14 protein-coding genes and 1 pseudogene are annotated in these 20188 nt (G+C 45.8%); 11 read left to right on the top strand and 4 right to left on the bottom strand.

Annotated features, from left to right (window positions below):
- The first annotated feature begins 19 nt into the window (after nucleotides 1-19).
- Together MKX75_RS10365 and MKX75_RS10370 are read left to right on the top strand one after the other, a co-directional pair.
- The gene (locus MKX75_RS10365; protein ID WP_339169527.1) at nucleotides 20-2959 is read left to right on the top strand and encodes a glycoside hydrolase family 3 C-terminal domain-containing protein; all 2940 of its coding nucleotides are present in this window, start codon (nucleotides 20-22) and stop codon (nucleotides 2957-2959) included.
- 158 nt (nucleotides 2960-3117) lie between these two features.
- Nucleotides 3118-4419 (top strand): MFS transporter, encoded by a 1302-nt coding sequence (locus tag MKX75_RS10370; protein WP_339169528.1) that lies wholly within the window; start codon nucleotides 3118-3120, stop codon nucleotides 4417-4419.
- Nucleotides 4420-4583: 164 nt separating this feature from the next.
- On the opposite strand, the gene MKX75_RS10375 is transcribed toward MKX75_RS10370, so the two are convergent.
- On the bottom strand, nucleotides 4584-5930 hold the full coding sequence (locus tag MKX75_RS10375) for an MFS transporter (RefSeq protein WP_339169529.1): 1347 nt from the start codon (nucleotides 5928-5930) through the stop codon (nucleotides 4584-4586).
- Nucleotides 5931-5960: 30 nt separating this feature from the next.
- Nucleotides 5961-6383, bottom strand: coding sequence for a MarR family transcriptional regulator (locus MKX75_RS10380; protein WP_062833722.1), 423 nt, complete (start codon nucleotides 6381-6383; stop codon nucleotides 5961-5963).
- A 257-nt stretch (nucleotides 6384-6640) separates the two neighbouring features.
- On the opposite strand from MKX75_RS10380, the gene MKX75_RS10385 reads away from it, so the two are divergent.
- From MKX75_RS10385 to MKX75_RS10395, 3 genes are all read left to right on the top strand, one after another.
- A complete protein-coding gene (locus tag MKX75_RS10385) occupies nucleotides 6641-7114 on the top strand; it encodes an RbsD/FucU domain-containing protein (RefSeq protein WP_339169531.1) in 474 nt (157 codons plus the stop codon).
- Between the two features lie 267 nt (nucleotides 7115-7381).
- On the top strand, nucleotides 7382-7882 hold the full coding sequence (locus MKX75_RS10390) for a GNAT family N-acetyltransferase (protein ID WP_339169532.1): 501 nt from the start codon (nucleotides 7382-7384) through the stop codon (nucleotides 7880-7882).
- Between the two features lie 77 nt (nucleotides 7883-7959).
- The gene (locus MKX75_RS10395; RefSeq protein ID WP_339169533.1) at nucleotides 7960-8580 is read left to right on the top strand and encodes a TraX family protein; all 621 of its coding nucleotides are present in this window, start codon (nucleotides 7960-7962) and stop codon (nucleotides 8578-8580) included.
- Nucleotides 8581-8693: 113 nt separating this feature from the next.
- On the opposite strand, the gene MKX75_RS10400 is transcribed toward MKX75_RS10395, so the two are convergent.
- A complete protein-coding gene (locus tag MKX75_RS10400) occupies nucleotides 8694-12368 on the bottom strand; it encodes an amino acid adenylation domain-containing protein (RefSeq protein ID WP_339170416.1) in 3675 nt (1224 codons plus the stop codon).
- Nucleotides 12369-12447: 79 nt separating this feature from the next.
- Entirely contained in the window at nucleotides 12448-14190 is a 1743-nt protein-coding gene (locus MKX75_RS10405; protein ID WP_062835977.1) for a methyl-accepting chemotaxis protein, read from the bottom strand.
- A 513-nt stretch (nucleotides 14191-14703) separates the two neighbouring features.
- On the opposite strand from MKX75_RS10405, the gene rpiA reads away from it, so the two are divergent.
- The 6 genes and pseudogenes from rpiA to MKX75_RS10435 all read left to right on the top strand — a co-directional run bounded on the left by rpiA (nucleotide 14704) and on the right by MKX75_RS10435 (nucleotide 20173).
- Nucleotides 14704-15375 (top strand): ribose-5-phosphate isomerase RpiA, encoded by a 672-nt coding sequence (gene rpiA / locus MKX75_RS10410; protein WP_076330530.1) that lies wholly within the window; start codon nucleotides 14704-14706, stop codon nucleotides 15373-15375.
- Nucleotides 15372-15584 (top strand): annotated as a pseudogene (locus MKX75_RS10415) (GNAT family protein); the annotation flags it as partial. The gene rpiA and the pseudogene MKX75_RS10415, both read left to right, overlap by 4 nt.
- Nucleotides 15585-15599: 15 nt before the next feature.
- Nucleotides 15600-16061 carry a MarR family transcriptional regulator gene (locus tag MKX75_RS10420; RefSeq protein WP_062833727.1) on the top strand — a complete coding sequence of 154 codons (462 nt, stop codon included), beginning with the start codon at nucleotides 15600-15602 and terminating at the stop codon, nucleotides 16059-16061.
- Between the two features lie 285 nt (nucleotides 16062-16346).
- Nucleotides 16347-17429, top strand: coding sequence for a cobalamin-dependent protein (locus MKX75_RS10425; protein WP_076330531.1), 1083 nt, complete (start codon nucleotides 16347-16349; stop codon nucleotides 17427-17429).
- A 12-nt stretch (nucleotides 17430-17441) separates the two neighbouring features.
- Nucleotides 17442-19157 carry an ATP-binding protein gene (locus MKX75_RS10430; protein ID WP_339169536.1) on the top strand — a complete coding sequence of 572 codons (1716 nt, stop codon included), beginning with the start codon at nucleotides 17442-17444 and terminating at the stop codon, nucleotides 19155-19157.
- A gap of 38 nt (nucleotides 19158-19195) precedes the next feature.
- Nucleotides 19196-20173, top strand: a complete 978-nt coding sequence (locus MKX75_RS10435) for an alpha/beta hydrolase (RefSeq protein ID WP_339169537.1) — start codon at nucleotides 19196-19198, stop codon at nucleotides 20171-20173.
- The last annotated feature ends 15 nt before the right edge of the window (nucleotides 20174-20188 follow it).

Here is a 20188-nt window from a genome sequence, read left to right on the forward strand (position 1 = left end):
TTTGTAGGAGGAATGAAGGATGAAGGAGTATCATCAATACCCGATGTGGGACGCATCACTTTCACTTGAGGAACGGTTGGATGATCTGATTGCACGATTGACAACGGAGGAGAAAATTCGACTAATTCCTACGCGCGAAGCAGCTGTACCAAGACTTGGCATTCCAGCCTACAATGTTGGGGGCGAAGCTGCCCACGGGGTGGCGTGGAAAGGGGAGGCAACGGTGTTTCCGCAACCTCTCGGTCTATCAAGTACCTGGAATACGCGGCTCATGCGGGAGATTGGTTCCGTTATTGGCGATGAAGCGAGGGCATACCATCACCGTGATCCTGAGGTTCACGGGTTAACATTATGGGCACCTACAGTTGACCTGGAACGTGATCCACGCTGGGGCAGAACGGAAGAGGGATACGGGGAAGATCCGGTCCTCACTGGAGAGATGTCGGCAGCACTCGTCAAAGGCATGCAGGGAAACGATCCTTTTTATCTGAAAATGGTCGCTACATTGAAACACTTTTTTGCCAATAATAATGAGAAAGATCGGCTGAATTGTTCATCCAGCATCGATCCGCGCAATCTGCGTGAATATTATTTAAAAGCATTTGAGACGCCATTTGTGGAAGGCGGAGCCTTGTCCATGATGACAGCTTACAATTCCATTAATGGTACACCTGCCATTGAAAGTCCATATGTGAATGATGTGGTTAAAGGTGAGTGGTCGATGCCTGGTTTTATTGTATGTGACGGTGGGGACCTGTCCCAGACGGTCGATTATCACGGTTACCATACCAGCCATGCCGAGTCAGCAGCAGGTGCGTTGAAGGCAGGGGTGGACTGTCTCACAGATGAAGTTAATCTTGTCGTATCTGCTCTGGAGGAAGCTCTGGGCCGGGATCTGTTGGAGGTAGCTGATCTGGACCGAGCGATTCGCAACATCTTCGGTGTCCGGATGCGACTTGGACAACTGGATCAGTCGGGACGTAACCCTTATGCCTCCATACCTGAGTCGGTATTATGTGCACCAGAACATGCCAAACTCAGTTATCGTGCTGCTGCCGAATCAATTGTTTTGCTAAAAAATGATGGCTTGCTTCCTTTGCAACCAGAAGCATTGCAGAAGATCAGTGTCATTGGACCACTTGCGGATGTTGTCTATACCGATTGGTACAGTGGCACACTGCCTTATCGTGTATCCATCCTCGATGGATTGCGCAATCGGCTACCTGAAGCAGACGTGACCTATGCCGATGGGAATGACCGTATTGGTCTGAAGACATCAGACGGACAGGTTATAACCCTCGGTGCCGAAAGCACACTCGCTGCTATACCAGAGAGTAGTGCACCTGCAGCCCAGTTCGTACATCAGGATTGGGGCTGGGGAAGTCATACGCTGAGAAGTGTGAACAATAATCGATATGTAAGTTTAACCGAGCAAGGCATCTATCAGGCGAACGCACCAGAAATCGGTGGCTGGTTCGTGAAGGAAGTTGTACAATTCGATCCCCAAACGGATGGGAGCAACGTCTTGCTGACATGGAATAGCATTCCCGTTGGACTGAGCGAATATCAGGGACGTTCTGTTTTATCACCAATACCACCGCAGACAGAACAAGCGACCGGTACAACTCTGCATGATAACAGTGAATCTGGATGTACAAGTCAATTACCAAGCAACACAACAAAATCTGCGACCTTCGAGATCGATATCGTGACACGCGGAATAGAACAGGCCGTAAATGCAGCACGCCATAGCCAGGCATCTGTCGTTGTTGTCGGCAATAGTCCATATATCAACGGCAAAGAAGAAATTGACCGCCCAAGTCTGTTGCTTCCCCCAGATCAGGTCGCACTTGTCAAAGCCGTGTGTGAGGCCAATCCTAATACGGTGGTTGTCATTATGGGCAGTTATCCATTTGCCTTGCAGGAGTTGAAAGATATTGCCCGGGCAATCGTCTATATGACACATGCAGGTCAGGAATTGGGGAATGCGCTTGCGGATGTGCTGTTAGGTCATTATGCCCCGGCAGGCAGATTGAACATGACATGGTATGAAGATGAATCCCAGCTCCCTGACATGATGGACTATGACATCATTCAGAATGATATGACCTATATGTATCATGAGGGACCGGTACAATATGCATTTGGTCATGGTCTGACCTATTCTGAATTCGAATACGAGGCGATTCGTGTAAGTCGTGATACTACGGCGGAAGCCACCACTGATCAATTGAAGATTGAAGTGGAGGTATACAATAAGGGTGAACGTGACAGTGATGAAGTCGTTCAAATCTATGGATCTGCACATACCTCACGTGTGAAACGCGCTCAGAAGCAATTGCTTGCTTTCCGTCGTGTTCATGTCAAAGCAGGGTCGCGTGTTAAGGTACGTTTTGAGGTTCCTGTTCAGAAGCTGGCGCTATGGGATGTTACCCGAGATCGATACTGCCTGGAGACAGCGACGTGGGCCATCCTTGCAGGGCGTTCTTCCGCAGATATCCGCCAGTCGGCTGACATTGAGATTGAAGGTGAGACGATTCCTGATCGTCCGCTGCACTTGCTTACCTTTGCCGAGAATTATGATGCTTGTGCAGATGTTCTGTTGGATGAATGTCTGGAAGGACGTTCCGCAGTTCGGGCAATCACTCGGGAAGAACCCTTATATCGAGATGGTCAGTCATCTTGGATCTCTTTCAACCATAATGCTGTTCAGGAACTGCACGGATTTGAAGCCAGAGTTGCAGCCTTTGGGGAAGTGGGGATACTGGAGATTCGTTCTGGAGGACCGGAGGGCGATCTGCTTGGTGTGTGTGAAGTTCCCGGACCTGGAGGCAGTGTGAATGGGAAAGATATCAAGTGGACAACAATTCAGTGTTCGCTTGAGGCGCCACATAAGGTGAATGAGCTGTATATTATTTTCAAAGGTGGAGCAGCGTTACGGCACTTTAAGTTGTTGTAGTTGTAAATATTGAACTAAAGGAGCTGTCTTGCACGAATACGTGCAGGGCAGCTTTTTGGTGTGAATAAGCGGTAACATCCAGCATGTCTTGCATAATCAACCTCCGAAACAACCACAATAATGCTGTTGTGTGTAGAACCAGTGAAGGTGGTTGTGGTATGAACGATAAAAAGTGGGATCTCGTCGCACTTGCTTCCATCCCTTTAATTATGACCTTGGGTAACTCCATGCTTATACCGATCCTGCCACAGATTGAACGTGAATTGAAGGTATCTGCATTCAAGGTCAGCATGCTCATTACAGTCTACGCTGTCGTTGCCATCCTGCTTATTCCTCTCGCAGGTTATTTGTCGGATCGTTTCGGCAGAAAAGCAGTGATCATTCCCAGCCTCGTCATTGCAGCCATCGGAGGTGCTGTGGCTGGCGTGGCAGCATGGATGCTCAATGGAAATATAGCCTACTGGACCATTCTGGGTGGCAGGTTATTGCAAGGAATTGGCGCAGCCGGTGCGTTCCCTATTGTCATTCCATTGGTTGGGGACATGTTCAATGATGAGAATGAGGTAAGTAAAAGCCTGGGAATCATCGAGACCTCCAATACATTTGGTAAAGTAATAAGTCCAATTTTAGGTGCAGCGCTGGCCGTTTGGTTGTGGTATGCACCATTTATGGCTATTCCTGTACTATGTGTGCTTTCGTTGATCCTGGTTATTTTCCTGGTGAAAACACCCCGAAAAAAAGAAAAGCCTCCCACCTTTCCTGAATTTGTGGCTTCCATTCGTGACGTACTGAAAGAAAAGGGACGCTGGTTGTATGCGTTGTTTGCAATCGGTGGTATTTGCATGTTTGTCATCTTTGGTGTGTTATATTACCTGTCCGAGACACTCGAGAGCGAATTCGCCTTGAAAGGTGTTCTCAAAGGACTTGTCCTTGCGATTCCGCTGGCAGCGTTATGTCTGTCTTCATTCCTGGCAGGGAAGTGGATTGGCAAAAACAAAACACGAATGAAATGGCTTGGCTTCACAGGGCTTGCGCTTCTGACGGTATCTCTTGGCGTTATAGGTTTATTCGATAATATCTATGTTGTAGTAGGTCTATTCACATTGGGAAGTGCCGGAATAGGCGCAACGTTGCCGTGTCTGGATGCCTTGATTACAGAGGGCGTGGACAAAAAACAGCGGGGCACGATCACAGCTCTGTTCAGCAGCATGCGCTTCATTGGCGTATCTCTTGGTCCACCTGTGGTGTCTTTGCTGATCGGATCTCATCATTTTCTGCTTTTTGGTGTGCTCGCCGCGTCCGGCGCAGTGGGTGGATTGCTCACCTTATTCGCAGTCAAGCCGGATCACGGCGACCAGCCTACTTCAGGAAGCGAGCCAAAAAAGGATGAAACACATATGGATATGATCGAGACGAATAGAGGGTATGGTCCAATAGGTCGCAAAAAAAGTCCATTCTAAATAGATGGTTGCTGATAAGCCACTTTCATTCCAGTACTGCCTTAAGGTTAAACAACCGAATCTGTTCCGTTAAAAAAACGCGTTTACGCCTAAGAAAGCAGATGAGTTTGCTTTCTCGGTGTAAACGCGTTTCTCGTTTCTATGAGCAGAATGACTTTAACCAATCATTCGTGTTTGCTCTTATTCGACTGGCTAGTTTCGGTATTGCCGGCTCCAGATTCTGAATTCTTGGATTGATCTTGATCTGATTCTGATTCCGTTGCAGGGATATGAGTATGAGCGAGCAGAGCATGAGGTTCAATGGAGAAGCTGCCGCTTCGTTTTCCCTGAACCAGATATATAAGCAAGAACAAAATCATGAACATCACGGAATAACGGTACATATCGGTATAACTGGTCATGGACGCAATGGCACCAAGTAGAAGTGCACCAGTCGCAATACCCAGATCCAGCGAGTTCAAAAACATGCCGTTAGCCATCCCCCGTTGTGAAGGAGAGACCACCTGAATCATCCAGGTTTGGAGAGAGGACTGCATGGAACCATAACCAATCCCGTAGATAAAGGCAGCAATGAACAGGGTAGACATGGAGGTTGCATATGAGAGCAGAATGAGCCCGATAGCAATAAATATGGCCCCTGGAATGAGCAACGCTTTGGGACCTTTGTTGTCATAGATCCGTCCTGCAAATGGTCTAACCAGTAACACGGCGAGTGCATTGAACAAAAAGAACAGTGCAGGATTGGCCAGATTGGCTTCCTTGCCATACAAGACGATGAATCCGACAAGCCCACCATACGTGATGGATAACAGGCAATTCAGCACACTGGGCAGAATCAACTTGCGGTTGAAAGGCGTCTTCTGATTCGATTGCGATCCTGAAGCGCTAGTTGTAGCCTGTGGAATAATATTCGTACTGTTATCGGTTCTGTTGGCTTTTTTGCGTGTCAGCGAATAACTCAGTGGATAGATGACAACGAGGACACCCGCAGTACATAACATCAGGGTTACGAATCCTGCACCTTGGAGCAGAGTGACCCCTATAATTGGACCCATAGACATAGCCAGGCTAGTTGATAGCCCGAAGTAACCCATGCCTTCACCCATTCGTTTAACGGGCACAATGTCCGAGGCCATCGTTGGAAAAGCGGTGCTACTCATACCAAACCCGATACCGAACAACATTCTCAGTAATAAGAGCACGGCTATACCTGCAGCAAAATAATAGCCGAGTGTTGCCAGCAGGGCTATGGAAAGTCCTATATAGATCATAGCGTTACGAAGGCCCTTCTCCAATGCTTTCGCGGAATAGAGACGGGCTGCAATGGCACTTAGGGCAAACAGACAGGTGAAGAGACTGACCTCAAACGCATTTGCGTGAAATCGTTCCTGAACGTAGGACGGAAGTGGAGAGACGATCATGTGCAACTGCAAGAACAGCAAGAAGTTGCACAGCATTAGCAGAATAAAATCGGTGGTCCATAGCCTAACTTGTGTAGATTTTTCTTTCATGATGATGTATTCCCCCTGAGTTGTGATTCATTACAAGTTGCGGTTAATGAGGGAAAGAGTATGTTTAAATGCTTCCATCTGGTCTTCGGATATACCTTCAGCAAGTTCTTTATTCATTTCTCTTTCAATAGGAACGAGGATATCGATTAACGCTTTGCCTTCCTTGGTGAGGTATAACAGATAGGCTCTGCGATCCTGTTCGCTGGTCCGGCGTTCTACCCAGCCTTTCTTTTCAAGCAGATCAATAATCCGGGCCGTGGTGGGTTGGTCTTTGAAGACACGTGCAGCGAGCTCCTTCTGATTTACACCTTCACCTCGGTCAACATTAAAAAGGACAGAAAATTGTTCTGTCGTAATATCATAAGGTTTGAACCGCGTAGCAAGTAAAGCTACAGCTTTACGATGCGTGAAACCCAGCATGAATCCAACAGATTGTTCCAGTGTGTAGTCCATGTGATTGGGAGACCTCGCTTTCCATAATAAAAATGTTCCAAACAATTAGTTGTTATAACAACTATATGGCAAACAAGTATTTTTGTCAAAATGAAATATTCTTATATCGAACATATGTGTACGCGATGCAATGATCAAAAAATACTGTTAGAATGGAAATGAAACCGCTTCTATGGTATCCATGTCCACAGTGCTTGAAGAATGGAGAAAACCAATTTGCTCTAACCGATGTTGGAGAAGACCAAGGAGAGCTGTGTATGCTAAAGAATATTCCTGCAATAATCCCTCCGGAACTACTCAAAATCATGTCTGAAATGGGGCATGGGGACGAGCTGGTTCTGGCTGATGGCAATTTTCCGGCAGCCAGTCACGCGAAAAGACTGGTACGCTGTGATGCACTGGGAGTCGTCGAACTGCTGGAAGCCATCCTGCAATTATATCCACTGGATACCTATGCCGAGCGTCCGGCTGCTGTCATGCAGGTTGTGAAAGGGGATCAGGTGATACCGATCATATGGGAAGACTACCGCAGGTTGATTGAAGAATACGAAGGCATTACGGAGCCGTTCGATCATGAAGAGCGATTTGATTTTTATGAACGTGCTTCGCGTGCCTATGTAATTGTTGCAACCGGGGAGCGTGCACAATATGCCAATCTGATTTTGAAGAAAGGCGTCATTTTCCCAGATGCTGATTCTGGTCAGCAACAGCAGAATGCTGGATCGAACTGAATATTTACGGCGACGGAGCAACGGATGCTTTGGTCGCCTTTTTATTTTTTCCAATTCGAAGTCAATATAACAAAACACACAGAATTGCCATGGACTCGATAAGCAAGATGCAAACTGGAAGCGCGTATGAACGAATAGCGAGTCCATGTCCAAGATACTACAAACTTTGATGCAGATGATGAATGGGGAAAGGGAAGGAATTGTTTTACAATAGAAAGACACACAAACGATGAGGCGATGGTCTCCATCCCAAAGGAGTTGAATGAAATGCAGCACCGAATCAGACTAGCAGGCCTCCCTGATTGTAATGAAGTGGGGGGATTGTTCAATGAATACCGGATATTCTACAAACAAAATACAGATGTTGAGGCAGCATGTCAGTATATTAAAGAACGAATGGAAAGCCATGAATCGGTGATTTTGGTAGCAGAAACCGATGTGGAAAGTGATCACGGGACAGCTGAAAGAGACGGTACGCCACTCTCGAAGGGCATGAATTGTACCGGATTCGTTCAGCTGTATCCCAGTTTCAGCTCGGTATCGATGGGGCCCATCTGGGTGCTTAATGATCTGTATGTTCATTCGGATTATCGTCAGCAAGGTATAGCAAGGAAGTTGCTGCAAGCGACCAAGCGATTGGCATCTGAGCGTGGAGTTCTTCGTATATCGCTCTCGACTGAATTAAGTAACAAGCAAGCTCAAGCTTTATATGAATCCGAAGGATATGCACTGGATACCAAATTCATGTATTATGAACTTAGTCTATAAGAGGTTGCTCAAAAAGACGCATTATATAAATGATGGCAGGCCCGTGAAGTCGGGAAAGAGGGAGGGGGAGTCGCAACATGATGCAGTGGATTGCCATGATCACGATGTTGATTGATCATATAGGGGCTGTCTTTTTTCCACATATTATAGAACTCAGGATTATAGGTCGTATCGCTTTTCCAATCTATGCTTTTGCAGTGTATATCGGGTATAAACATACACGAGACGTACAAAAATACATATGGCGGCTGTTCTGGATTGCAATTATATCGCAAGTACCGTTCATGGCCGCGTTTAATCATTACTCTTTGAATGTGGTATGGACTCTGTGGTCAGCTCTTTTGGTCCTGTTCGTTATCGATAAACTGCCATCCCGCCTACTAAGCATTCCGATTGTAATTGGAGCAGGTTGGTTCATGGAAATTAGCCTGATGGATTACGGGATGTATGGGTTATTATTGGTCCTGTTATTCCGTTATTTCCAAGGTCCTGTACTTGTCGTGGCGCATGTCGTGTTGAATGCACTATATCTTCTGCTGCATAACAGCTCTGTGCAAATGTATAGTGTTCTCGCAACCGCCGGTATTGCTATTGCTCAGTATTACCAAGCAGGATTCCGCATGAAGGGCCCGCGTTGGGTATGGCGCTATTTCTATCCAGCGCATCTCGCCATCATTGCAATAATCCGCTGGATGTAAAAGAATGATCCAGGCACACGAAGCAAAGAAGCCACCTTGTCATCAGTGAATGACGATGAAGGTGGCTTCTCTTCGTGTAACTATATTAATTAAATGCTAATGATAAAGTGAACTTACTCCATTGCTGTAGAAGTGCCGTTATGGCGCCGGATTGCAGACGGGAAATATCCAATCTGAACGGCGTAGTCTAACATGGCGGAGATGAAGCGATCATCTGTTTTCGCACATGAGATTCCGGCAGGTTCCACATAAGCAGTTGTGACAGGGCAGGCATAGACATAAGCTGAATCTTTAGCACCGTCGCCTTCAAGCTGCGCAATAGCCAACTGAAGAGCTTCGGGCTCTTTGCTGATGTTTGCATCAAACAACCAACGTGTGTATTCCGCGAAAGGTAGTGTTTCGACTGCATAACCAGCCCGATTCACAGAACGGATCAGTTCATCATAGCGGATTGGCTCTGGATTACAGATATGGAATACACGACCGGCTGTATCCTGACGCAAGGCCAGATGAACAATGGCTTCACTCGCATAATCGATAGGTGTAAAATCAACCATCCAGTCAGCAGCAGGAGCCTTGCCAAGCAATAACATCGCTTTGATCATACGATAGAAGGCGTTGCTATCAATATTGGACTGGAAGCGTCCAGTCTCAGAGTGACAAGTGAGATTACCTGCGCGATAGATGCTGACAGGTACACCTTCCTCTGCGGCAATCATGAGCACTTTCTCTGCTTCAAGCTTGCTGTCCGAATACAGGTTGTCCACATGCAAGTCAGCCGGGAAACGATCATATTGCAGGGAGGATTCCCACTGTCCGCTAAGTGCGAGATCTTCTGGAATACCCATCGTGGATACATGGTGGAATGAAGCCCCAGGTTTACTACGAATCAGATCCAGCAATGCGACCGTTCCAGCCACGTTTGTTTTGGCGAATTGCTCAGCATCCCCGAAATGACGTACGTCTGCAGCACAGTGGATGACACGGTCAATTCGCTCCTGAACATAAGCCGTTTGTTCAGCCGACAGACCGAGATTAGGTTGTTCGAGATCCCCTTCAATAATCTCCACGCGAGCTGAGAGTTGATCAGTTAGTTGTTTGCCGAAATAACCTTCCAGCACTTTAGTCAAGCGTTCGATTGCAGTTATTCCATTGGATGGTCGACGAACCAGCGTGTAGATTCGTGTACTGGAATTCAGAATTAACTGTTGCAGCACATGAGAGCCCAGATAACCGGTCGCTCCGGTCAGTAACACATGCTCAGGTTCACGAATGACCGGATACCCCAACTGGGACGCCAGTTCCACAGGATGTTCGGATAATTGTGTGATCATGCCATCCGTCACCGCTGAATGTGTAACTTCTGCTGTACTTTGAGACAGTACTCCAACACGACGTGCGAGAGCACGGACTGTTTTCTCGGCAAAGAAGTCGGCAATTTTCAGCTGTGGATAATGCGGCTTCAGAATGACCAGTACATGAATGACCCGGAGTGAATCACCACCTACATTGAAGAAGCTATCTTCGACACCGAAGTCATCGTGCTGAAGAATTTCTTTCCATGCGTCCAGGATAATGGATTCCGTTTCCGTCTCAGGCATGACCCGATCAGGGCGATCTTCATGTCGTTCCACATGAGGCAGGGATACCATCGCTTTGCGATTGATTTTCCCAGTCGGAGCAATCGGCATTTCATCCAGCTGACAGATCCATTTTGGTACAAAATAAGAAGGCAGTTTTTCCGTCAGTTCTGCCTTGATATCCGCAACAGAAAGGGTGCTGCCATCTTTCGAAGTAAAGTAACCCACCAGCATATTTTGTCCGTCGGATTCTTTCTTCGGAATAACGGCAACGTTCTGGATCTGATCCAGACGCGCAAAGTGATCTTCAATCTCCCCGATCTCAATCCGGTGACCACGAATTTTTAGCTGTGAGTCACTGCGACCGACATATTCCAGTAGTCCCGTATCGAGCAATTTGGCAATATCGCCAGACTTGTAGATTTTCTCACCTATCGCAAACGGATTCTCAATGAATGCTTGCTCTGTACGTTCTGGCTGATTCAGATAACCTTTGGCCAGTGCAGGGGTAGAAATATATACCTCACCAGGCACACCTACCGGACAGAGCTGATGCTCTTCATTCACAATGTATACTTTGTAGTTATGAATCGGTTTACCGATAGGGATGTTCACCACATGTTCGGGAACCTGCTCACTGATGCGGTGAGTGGCTGTGGCTACCGTACATTCGGTAGGTCCGTACACATTAACAATATCAATCTGGTTCCCGAATTTGCGTTGGAAGGCGCGAACCTGTTCACCATAGAGAGCTTCTCCGGCTACAGTAATGATTCTGACTTTGGCCAACTTGTGGAAACCTTCATCAGATAAGTAGGAAGCAAGCTGATTGAAGAAAATCGTAGGCAGTATTGTAATAATGGTTGTTCCTGTCCGTTCAATTGCACTAGCGAATTCTTCAACAGATACACGTTCTTCCGCGGACAACAGATACAATTCTGCTCCATAGAACAAGGCGCCAATGGTATCCCACACAGATGCATCGAAGCTGTATGTAGCGAACTGGGTTAATACATCACCTGGTTGAATGTCACAATCACGCTGTACGACACTGCCAAGATTGGTTACACCCCGATGGGCAATCAGCGCACCTTTGGGCTTACCTGTTGAACCTGACGTATAGATAATATACGCAAGATCATCTGGCTGAATATCGAGATTGGGGTTGCTTGCTGCGAACCCGGCTAGACGACCATCCACAGCGAGAATCTGGCGGACCGTAGCTATACTGGAGAACAAGCTGGAAGCTTGGTCATAAGAAGCCTCCGTTGTCAGAACGAATGATGACGCCGTATCTTCCACAATATAACTGTTACGTTCTTGTGGATGCTCAGGGTCGATCGGAACATACGCACCACCTGCCTTTAGAATACCTAGCAGGGAGATGATGGTTTCCAGACTTCGATCCATAAAGATACTGACGAATTCACCTTTCTGCAATCCATTGGATATTAGAACACGTGCAACCTGATTAGCTCGTTCATTCAATTCTCTGTACGTATAACTTGTAGATGGCGATGTAATCGCTGGCGAATCCGGATATGCTGCTGCCGTTGCTTCGAACCAGCCATGAACCGTCTGGTTCGCTGGTTCGAGAACGGAAGTATCATTCATTTCACGGTACAGCAATCGATCTGAGGCGGAAAGTATATCCACCGCACCGATGGTTTTGTCACTGTCACGCACGAGGGCGAGTAGAAGAGTCTGATAGTATTCTGCATATCTCAGCACGGTAGATTCTTTCAACAGTGAACTATCATAGAACAGATCGAGAATGAGCAAGTTCTGATCATCTCGAACGTTCCAATTCAATATTTGTGGAGCTTGAGGCAACTGTACACTATTCAGCATAAACAACGTTTCAGGGTATCCACCGGTTTGCAGCGTGTAATCAATCTTGAGCTGCTCTGAAGCCTGATGACATAGTTCGCCAAAGGTCAATTTGCCTTGAATCTGTAATGAGAGATAGGAAGCGGCCTGATCGGGAGCTAGCACACCTATGGCAAGTTCCTGTTCAGCTGACAATCGGAATAACAAGGCTGCATAAGCTGAGAGGAGTACCGGGTACACCATCTGTTCTCCAAACTTCTGTTTAAGATCACGACTCAGAGAAGCATGTAATGTAATTTGAGCAGATTGATAAGAGAATGATTGTTGACGTCGCCCGAAATCCAGTGGAATCTGCAGAACCGGCAAGCTAGATTCCATGGAATGGGAAGATGATGATTGGTTTTCAATCACTTCAGTTATTCCTCCTTGGTTCAAACCGAATGTTTGTGGATTTGAATTATTGTTTGCTTACATTAAAATGAGAGATCAATTCTTGGAGTTCCTCAGACATGCTATTAAGGCGTGTGGAGGAGTCTACCAGTGTAATCAAAGATGCTTTTTGCTCATCAACAGATGAGGAGATTTGTTCACTGCTATTTGCTGTTTTACTTACGCTTGAAGACAAGTCATCTGCTGTAGCGGTCATTTCCTCCGTACCTGCAGAGATTTCTTCTGTTGCGCTTGAAACTTCCTGAATCTGATTAGACACTTTTTTCGCTGCTTCTAAAATATCCTCAAACAATTGTCCTGTTTGATCGGCTACGCTGAGCCCTGTATCTACTTCTGACGTACCTTGTTCCATAGCACGTACAGCTTGTTTAATTCCAGCTTGAATCTCTTGGATCAATACGCCAACCTGGCTGGTCGCTTGTTCAGACTGCTCGGCAAGTTTGCGTACTTCACCTGCGACAACTGCAAATCCTCTTCCTTCTTCACCGACACGTGCTGCTTCAATGGATGCATTAAGGGCAAGCAAGTTCGTCTGGCTTGAGATTCCCGAGATAATATTCAGAATATCGCCGATTTCCTGTGAACGACTCTCTAGAACCTCAATGGCAGAAGCGGTATTCTTAACCGATTCCGTAATCAGATTCATCTGCTCAGATACCTGACGGACAACGCTGTTACCTTGTTGTGAACGACGTTCCATCTCATAGGCTTCATCCGCTACACTTGCGGAGCTGCTGGCAATTGTCTGGATTACAGTAGCCATCTCGGACATGGCACGTGCACTATCACGGGTTGCCTGTTCCTGTGAACGAATGTTGGATGTGATTTGGGTAACATTGTTATTGATAGAATCTGCATTTTCACTGTTACGTTCAGAAACTTCATATAGTTCTTTGGCAGATTGATTCACTTCTTGTGATGTGATTTGCACTTTTACGATAGTATCGTTGATTTTGCGAACCATCGTGTTGAACTTCTCGTTAACGAGTCCCAGATCGTCCTTTCCTGTCGGAATGTTCACATTCAAATTACCCCGACTTACGTCATCAATTCCTTTGATCAAGTGACGGATTGGGGAAAGTGTGTTTTTAACCACAAGGTATTGGATAATCAGGAATAATAGCAAGAAAGCCACCAAGATGATAATTCCGTTCTTGAGCAAGGAGTTCAGTCCTGCCGGTACGGCTGTTGCATCTGCATCGATAGCAAAATAGGAGAATATTTTTCCGTTGCTGTCTTTAATTGGATATGCAATGGTTGTCCATGTTCCGAAATCATCAGAATAGAACGTTGTGAAGGTTGGACGATCCGTATTGAGCATTTCTTTCAGTGCATTGGCTACAACGACTGGCTGCTCATACATGTCACCGATATTTACGTTCTCACTTTGAAAAGCTTCTCTTAGGTTGGTCGGCATTGCTACAAGGGAAGTTAATCTCTTGTTATCGCCACCAAGTTCAACACCGAAGATGTAGGCTTGTGCAATGTTAGGATAATATTCTTGCATTTCATCGAAATACGCTCGTAATTTTGTTTGTGTTGCTCCATCATAGCTGCCTTCCGCAATAGCAGCTTGTACTTCGGTGGGATTGATATCTTCAGCCCACTTTTTAGTAATTTGTTCCACCTGTCCATGCAGCTGATCAACCAGAACTGTTTTTTGAAAATAGTAACTGCTTGCAATCAGTGCTACCCCGATGATAATGATATTCGTAAATGAGAGTAACAAATTTTTGGAGAAAAACGACATGCTTTTCCAACTTAATGATTTCACTAAATTCCACTCCTGATCTTCTTTAAATTAAGAAACTTTAGGGTTGCTTTGGTACAGTGAACTAGATCATTCCGTGATCCCCTCCAAAAGGAAATTTATGCGACCATGGTCTTGGTTTATTAGTCGCTTTTGTAGAGACTTATGTACCGTATGAACCATAGGTGTCTAATTATTAAAACACATCTATAATTAATATGTCGTATAAAATGTCGTTAAATTGAATAGTATCGTTAAATTTTTTTTAATATTTTACGTATTTATGGACATATCAGACGAATTATAGGTATTTAGAACTGTTTATTTAAAAATTTCCCATTTTTTAGCTTCATTCTGTATTCTATAACATGGTGGGTAAAAATACATCCTTAAACATTGGAAAAAATAAGATGGCAAAGATGCAACAGAAGGCACGGATATACATCGGAAGCGGTTTTATCTATAATAACTACATATGCATTTCTCAAATTATGAGCAGGCGGGGGTTTATAGATGAATCTTAAACAGATAGCAGCGGAGCGTGCGGCAGAATATGTTGAAGATGGCATGAAGGTTGGATTGGGTACAGGTTCAACAGCTTATTATGCCATCTGCCGAATTGGTGAGCGGGTACGCGATGGCTTGAATATTCAAGCGGTTGCCACTTCGGAAGCTTCGGACAAGCTTGCCCGGGAATGGGGTATTCCCATTGTTCCATTTGAACAGATTGGTCGTCTGGATCTGACCATTGATGGCGCAGATGAAGTAGATCCCGAATTTAACCTGATTAAAGGTGGCGGCGGGGCTCTTTTGCGTGAAAAAATCGTGGCGGCCAATAGTGACAAATTAATTATTGTAGCGGATGGCAGCAAAGCAGTGCAAAAGTTGGGTAAATTCCCGTTGCCAGTTGAGGTTGTTCCATTTGCTTCAGAGTGGACCTTCCAGGCGCTCGAAAAATTGGGGTGTCAACCACAGTGGCGGATGGATGGAGAGCAACGTTACCTGACAGACAATGGAAACCTGATCGCGGATTGCCATATGGAAGCGATTGATCATGCTGCGAACCTGAATGTTCAATTGAACATGTTACCGGGTGTTGTGGATAACGGACTATTTGTTGATATGGCAAGCACAGTCATTCTTGCTAATGCAGACGGTAGTATCGAAGAACTTCATCGTTCTTAGGGAAAAAGGTTCGGGTTGGATTGACTACTTGGTCCGGTAATGAACAAATGATGCGTGCGGCTGTAAAAGCCGGATTACAGGTGGAGGGGCGAATGCGGAAGTGTCGTATCGTTCGCGGGGAGTACTATGATTCAATTCGTATGGGAATGCTTCGCGAGGAGTGGGAGCAGAAGCTGTCCTCTAATGCGAGCCGAAATGTAAACAACTGATGGAGGATTATTGAAATGCTGAACACGGAGGACAACCGGGAGCTGTCGTTACAATTATTCGTGGTTCTTGTTCGGGCCTACAATTCTGTGACCTCACGTTCCAATCGGGACATCCAGAGTCACGGACTGAATACGACAGAATTTGGTGTGCTTGATTTGTTATATCATAAGGGACCACAGGCTTTGCAAAAGATCGGTGAAAAGGTGTTAATGTCCAGTGGTAATATTACGTATGTAGTCGATAAGTTGCAGAATAAAAATCTGCTGTTTCGTCGGCCATCCAAGGAAGATCGGCGTGTTATTTACGCTGAATTAACCGAGGAAGGAAGGCAATTGTTTACAGAGATATTTCCTCAACATCATCAGGTTATCATTGATGCTTTGGAAGGGCTTGACCCTTCCGAGAAAGTGGATGCGATTAAGATGTTGAAGAAGCTGGGACTGGCAGCAGAAGGGAAAACTGACTTGCGTTCATAACGCAGGTCAGTTTTTTTTGTGTAACTCGAAAAGTACAGACATATACTGGCTGACTGACTTGCAAGGCCCTTCATAATATAGGAAGATTGTTCTATACATGTATACGGTAAAATACATGATCATCAAAAGTTCATGTATAATGGAACAGGACGATTAAGAGCGGAATGGATGGATTGGATCAAGTGGAAGAACCTATCCCGATTGTAAGTTAGTTAACATTGATCTCATTCTGGATTAATTACGAATGATGATGCAATGTGATGCGGGTAGAGGAGGGGTGCATCTATGAGTCATCAAGAAGCAGGAGAACGTTTACTCCAGGAATCGGGGAACTTAGCTGATAAAATAACGGAGAAACAGTATCTCAGACAGCCCGATTTACTTGAGCGATTTGGTGAGAACGGAAAAATGCGAACCAAACAAGATTCGCAGTATAGCTTGAACTATTTGGCAGAAAGTGCGCTCGTACAGAGCCCAGGCCTATTTACTCATTACATTGCCTGGCTGAAAGTTCTGCTTGAAGGTTATCAGGTATCACATGAAGACCTGGCAATTAATCTCAATCTGATCAAAGAGACATTGGAAGAAGAATTTGACCATCCGTCAAAGGCGCTTCTGCTCGATTATCTGGAGATGGGAATATATAGAACAACACAAATGGAGTCACAGGCGGGTTATATCAACGAATCCATGCCATATGGAGAGGCTGCACAATCGTACTTGCAGTGTTTGCTTGAGAATAAACGGAAAGAAGCCTTTGAGATCATTGAAGCTCAGTTAGAGGCTGGGGTGACGATTCGTGATATTTATCGTTATATCTTTCAGCCCACCCAATATGAAGTGGGGCGATTGTGGCAATGCCATCGGATCAGTGTGGGGCAAGAACACTTTTGTACGGCAGCGACCCAGTCATTCATATCACGTCTCTATTCTCGCTGGTTGATTCATACGGGTCAGGATAAAAGGTTAGTTGCCACCTGTGTAGGCAGTGAACAACATGAGATCGGACTGCGTATGCTCACAGATGTGTTCGAGATGGAAGGCTGGGATACGCACTATCTGGGAGCCAATGTCCCCAATGGAAGTGTAGTAGAGGCCATAGAACGCCATCAAGGCGATGTGGTTGCGATTTCAGTTACGATGACGTATCACCTTCATCTGGCCAAAGAATTGATTCATCTGATTCGTCATCATCCGGCAACGGCCCATGTGAAGATTATGGTTGGGGGATATCCCTTTAATATTGATCAGGAGTTGTGGAAAACGATAGGAGCCGACGGTTATGCTCCGGGAGCCGATGAGGCAGTTGCGGTTGCAGAACAATTATTGGCGCAGCCAGCTAATCATCTAGACATGGTTAGGGATTAGGAGAGGGATGATGTGTTGTCTAATGAGAATGGAGAGATACAGAGGCTACGCAGAACGATTGAGCAGTTATCGGATCAGATGATCCGGAGCAAAGAGCAAGAGGAACGGACGCTTGCGGAATTCACGGATATGAATAATGAACTGGTGACACTCCAGCGTCTGCTTGCGAAGAACAATAACAGTCTTGAAGCTGCACGTCAGCAAGCAGTAGATGCAGGGGAATCCAAAAGCGCATTTATTGCAGGCATCAGTCATGATTTTCGTACGCCATTAAATGGCATATTAGGGATGGCTGAGATGCTTAAGCTGTCTCCGTTGTCTGAAGAACAGGAGAATTCGGTTTCCGTTATACAGGATGCTGCCAGACTACTGCTTAAGCTGATTCAGGATCTTCTGGATGTGTCCAAACTTGAGGCAGGTCAGATGCAACTTGAACTTGGAGAAGTGCATCTGCAAGAGACGATCAATTATATTGTTCGTTTGCTCGACCCCCAAGTCAGAAAAAACGGAAATCAGTTATCGGTAGATTGTGACCCCAGAATCTCTTCTACTCTTGAAGGGGATTCAACGAGAATTACACAGATTTTGATCAATCTAATTCAGAATGCAAACAAATTCACATCAGAAGGCTCTGTAGGGATACGAGTGACTCTTGTTAAAGATGATGAGAGTACACAAACGATTCGATTTGAAATTGAAGACACGGGCATTGGTATTTCGGAAGAAGATCAGACCCGACTATTTCAACCTTATATGCAGACAAAACGAGGACGCTCGAGGGAATATGAAGGAACAGGTCTTGGACTATCGATCTGCAGATCGCTTGTTGTCCTCATGGAAGGTCAGATTGGAGTCGATAGTATAGAGGGTGAAGGATCAACATTCTGGTTCGAACTTGCACTGGGCAAGAAACACGATAACCAGTCCGTTCACGAGTTTAGCACATCTGCGTCTCAGGAGATTCAGGGTCAACCTGTGCGTGATGAAGCTCCTACCGTTTCTATCTTGCTGGCTGATGATAATGTTATCAACCGGCAACTTGTGATGTTGCAGCTCAAAAAACTGGGAATAACCCAAGTGGACGCCGTCTCGAATGGGGAAGAGGCAGTAGCTGCTTTTCTCAGCAAAAAATACAGTTTGATTCTCATGGATTATATGATGCCACTAATGGATGGCTTGGAAGCAACACGCAAAATCCGCTCGATAGAAATGGATGAAATGCGTCATATCACGCCAATCATCGCAATGACTGGTAATGTCATGCAAGGTGAGAAAGACAAGTGTAGGGAAGCTGGGATGAATGACTTCATTGGCAAACCGTTTACGCTCGAGATTCTGAGTACAATGATCCAGAAGTGGCAGCAATCGGCTGAACCTACAGAGGTGCTGAATATGAGCATCGTGCATGAGATTGCGGAATTAAACACCGATGGTGGTCGTACACTCCTCGGTATGTTATTGGACATGTATCGTACAGACACCCCTGGCAAGATCGAAGTGTTGCGCAGACATATTGTCTCAGGGGACCATACTGCTGCAAGGGAGGTAGCACATGATTTGAAATCAGGGAGTTTGAGTCTGGGAATTCGTTATCTATCGACTTTATTCTCTCAGATCGAGCAGTTCGCGAAGGAAGGCCAGTCGCGTAAAGCAGAACCGTTGCTCGACGCTTTGCTTCCCGCTTATCAAACGGCATGTGCTGCGCTGCAACGAGTAAATAAAGATTGATCACATCTTAAGCTAGGAAAGAAAGGTAGGGCACGTTCATGTTATTCTACGTACTTGCGGCACTGATCTTGATCGTTCTTGCTCTTCTGTGGGCAGGAGGGCTCTACTTTTTCAAAACTGCCATTCGGCGTACGCCCAAAACGTTTTTGGTGGACAACCCAAATCTGATGCCAGAACCGGACAATGAAATTATCAGCAGTGCTGCTGACCTGAAGTGGCTGGATGCTCAGCCTGCAGAAGAGATATATATTCAATCGCATGATGGATTAAAACTGCACGGTACATGGCTTAGTTCCAATAGCGGGTCAGATCAGACGGTTATTCTGGCACATGGTTATTCAGGGAAAGGCAGAGAGATGGCCGGATTTGCCCGATTCTATGGGGAGAAGCATGGATATAACGTGTTAATGCCAGATGATCGGGGTCATGGACAGAGCGAAGGTGACATTATTGGTTTCGGCTGGTTAGATCGGAAGGATTATGTCCAGTGGACCAACTGGGTGCTTGAAAAAGTGGGGACACAAGGAGAAATCATATTGCACGGCATATCCATGGGAGGAGCAACTGTACTGATGACAGGTGGTGAAGCCCTGCCGATTCAGGTTAAAGCGATTGTCTCTGACTGTGCGTATACATCTGTGGAAGAAGAACTGACGTTCCAGTTGAAGCAATTATACAAGCTTCCTGCATTTCCTTTTATCCCTGTCACCAGTCTGATCTCCAGATGGAAAGCAGGATATTCCTTCAGAGAGGCGTCCGCTCTCAAACAGCTTGCCAAAGTCAACGTGCCTGTGCTGTTCATCCATGGTGAGGCCGATACGTTCGTACCAACGGAAATGGTGTACAGGTTGTATGAAGCTTGCCCAACCGAAAAGAAATTGCTGACCGTTCCCCGTGCGGGTCATGGCACAGCGTTTCAAGTCGATCGTACTGGATATGAAGCGGTATTGGAATCCTTCTTAGAAAAGAACCTGTCGCCTTCGAGCTTCGTATCCGAAAGTTCAGAAGCCAAGTGAAACCGTGACATTAAG

This window comes from Paenibacillus sp. FSL R5-0341 (genome assembly GCF_037975235.1).
GTDB lineage: Bacteria > Bacillota > Bacilli > Paenibacillales > Paenibacillaceae > Paenibacillus > Paenibacillus amylolyticus_A.

Excerpts from the sequence above, each read along its gene's own strand:
- MKX75_RS10365 (WP_339169527.1), top strand. The coding sequence starts at position 20 with ATGAAGGAGTATCATCAATACCCGATGTGGGACGCATCACTTTCACTT.
- MKX75_RS10370 (WP_339169528.1), top strand. The coding sequence starts at position 3,118 with ATGAACGATAAAAAGTGGGATCTCGTCGCACTTGCTTCCATCCCTTTA.
- MKX75_RS10375 (WP_339169529.1), bottom strand. The coding sequence starts at position 5,930 with ATGAAAGAAAAATCTACACAAGTTAGGCTATGGACCACCGATTTTATT.
- MKX75_RS10380 (WP_062833722.1), bottom strand. The coding sequence starts at position 6,383 with ATGGACTACACACTGGAACAATCTGTTGGATTCATGCTGGGTTTCACG.
- MKX75_RS10385 (WP_339169531.1), top strand. The coding sequence starts at position 6,641 with ATGCTAAAGAATATTCCTGCAATAATCCCTCCGGAACTACTCAAAATC.
- MKX75_RS10390 (WP_339169532.1), top strand. The coding sequence starts at position 7,382 with ATGCAGCACCGAATCAGACTAGCAGGCCTCCCTGATTGTAATGAAGTG.
- MKX75_RS10395 (WP_339169533.1), top strand. The coding sequence starts at position 7,960 with ATGATGCAGTGGATTGCCATGATCACGATGTTGATTGATCATATAGGG.
- MKX75_RS10400 (WP_339170416.1), bottom strand. The coding sequence starts at position 12,368 with ATGGAATCTAGCTTGCCGGTTCTGCAGATTCCACTGGATTTCGGGCGA.
- MKX75_RS10405 (WP_062835977.1), bottom strand. The coding sequence starts at position 14,190 with ATGTCGTTTTTCTCCAAAAATTTGTTACTCTCATTTACGAATATCATT.
- rpiA (WP_076330530.1), top strand. The coding sequence starts at position 14,704 with ATGAATCTTAAACAGATAGCAGCGGAGCGTGCGGCAGAATATGTTGAA.
- MKX75_RS10420 (WP_062833727.1), top strand. The coding sequence starts at position 15,600 with ATGCTGAACACGGAGGACAACCGGGAGCTGTCGTTACAATTATTCGTG.
- MKX75_RS10425 (WP_076330531.1), top strand. The coding sequence starts at position 16,347 with ATGAGTCATCAAGAAGCAGGAGAACGTTTACTCCAGGAATCGGGGAAC.
- MKX75_RS10435 (WP_339169537.1), top strand. The coding sequence starts at position 19,196 with ATGTTATTCTACGTACTTGCGGCACTGATCTTGATCGTTCTTGCTCTT.